General features: G+C 69.5%; 2 protein-coding genes. Both read right to left on the bottom strand.

Going from position 1 to position 1,563, the window contains the following annotated elements; translation table 11 throughout:
* Positions 1-16: 16 nt before the first annotated feature.
* Positions 17-802: a PP2C family protein-serine/threonine phosphatase gene (locus ETD83_RS41725; RefSeq protein WP_138650752.1), complete on the bottom strand. Its 786-nt coding sequence runs from the start codon at positions 800-802 to the stop codon at positions 17-19.
* A 36-nt stretch (positions 803-838) separates the two neighbouring features.
* Positions 839-1,492 carry a response regulator gene (locus ETD83_RS41720; RefSeq protein ID WP_138650751.1) on the bottom strand — a complete coding sequence of 218 codons (654 nt, stop codon included), beginning with the start codon at positions 1,490-1,492 and terminating at the stop codon, positions 839-841.
* Positions 1,493-1,563 lie beyond the last annotated feature (71 nt).

Here is a 1,563-nt window from a genome sequence, read left to right as displayed (position 1 = left end):
GGTGTCGGGTGGGTGGTCAGGACTGGGCGGCGGCGCCTACGACCATGGGGGGGTCGGTGGTGGTGATGTGGTCGGATTCGATGACGTCGGCGACGACGGCGGTGATGTTGTCGGGGCCGCCGTTCTCGCGGGCCAGTTCGATCAGACGGTCGACGGCGCGCTGGGGGTCGGCCTCGGCGGACAGGATCTCGTAGATGCGCTGCGCGTCGACCGGGCCGCTCAGGCCGTCCGAGCAGAGGAGGTAGCGGTCGCCGAGCCGGGCCTCGCGGAGGCGCAGGTCGGGTTCGCGGTCCTCGCGTCCGTCCAGGACCCGGTACAGGACGTGCGACAGCCGGGACGTCTCCGCCGGGTCGGCCTGCTGGCCGGCCTGCTCGGCCTCCGCCTTGAGAAGCTCGTCCATGGTGTGGTCCTGCGTCATCTGGAACAGCTCGCCGTCGCGCAGGAGGTAGCCGCGCGAGTCGCCGACGTGCGCGAGCGCGACGGACTCGCCCGACCACAGCATGGCGGTGAGCGTCGTGCCCATTCGGCTCAGGTCCGGACGTTCCTCCCGGACGATGCGCAGCTTCTCGTTGGCCTCCGCCACTGCGCGGCCCAGGATCTCGACGAGATCGTCCTGCGGGGCGTCGGTGTCGAGCGAGCGCAGGGAGCCGATGACGGTCGAACTCGCGACCTCGCCGCCCGCGTAGCCGCCCATGCCGTCCGCGACCGCGATCAGCCGCGCACCGGCGTACCCCGAGTCCTCATTGTTCTCTCGGTTGCAGCCGATGTCGCTGCCTGCTGCGTATCTGATAGCTACGTTCATACCAATTTCGATGACGATCCGGTCAGAGGAGTTGTATCAGTCGCGGGCGGCTGCCTCGCCATCGGCGCCGGACGTGCCGACGCCGTGCCGGACGGCGTAGAGAGCCGCCTGCGTCCGATCCTGGACTCCCAGTTTCATGAGCAGATTACTGACGTGCGTCTTGACCGTCTTCTCGGACACCACGAGCGCGCGGGCGATCTCCCGGTTGGATCTGCCCCGCGCGATGTGCACGAGCACCTCCCGTTCACGTTCGGTCAGCGCGGCCAGGCCGCGGTCGTCCGGCCCGTCCGCCAGCATCGCCTCGGCCGCGTCGGGCGCGAACAGCACGTGCCCGTCGTGGACCGCCCGGATCGCCTGGACGAGCGCCTGCGGGTCGACGTCCTTGTACAGGTACCCGGCAGCGCCCGCTTGAACGGCCGGCAGCACGTGCCCGCGTTCCGTGACGCTGGTCAGGACCAGGACCCGTGCCGCCACCCCGCGAGCCCGCAGCTCGGTCAGCGCTGTCAGGCCGTCGGCGCCCGGCATCTTGAGGTCCATGAGCACGATATCGGGCTCCAGGGATTCGGCCAGTGTCACGGCCGACGTGCCGTCCTCCGCCTCGCCGACGACCTCGATGTCGTCCTGGATGCCGAGGAAGGTGCGCAGCCCCTGCCGGACGACCGGATGGTCGTCCGCGATCAGGACCCTGATCGGTGCCCTTCCCGGGGCTGGCTCTTATACACATCTCCGAGCCCACGAGACCCTAAGACATCTAGTATGCC

This window comes from Actinomadura soli (assembly GCF_005889715.1).
In the GTDB taxonomy this organism is placed as follows: Bacteria; Actinomycetota; Actinomycetes; order Streptosporangiales; family Streptosporangiaceae; genus Spirillospora; species Spirillospora soli.
The sequence above is the reverse complement of the archived record's forward strand: the minus strand, read 5'-3'. Positions and strand labels throughout refer to the sequence as shown.

What these genes read in the sequence shown, in the direction of transcription:
- ETD83_RS41725 (WP_138650752.1), bottom strand. Translation starts at nt 802, where the DNA reads ATGAACGTAGCTATCAGATACGCAGCAGGCAGCGACATCGGCTGCAAC.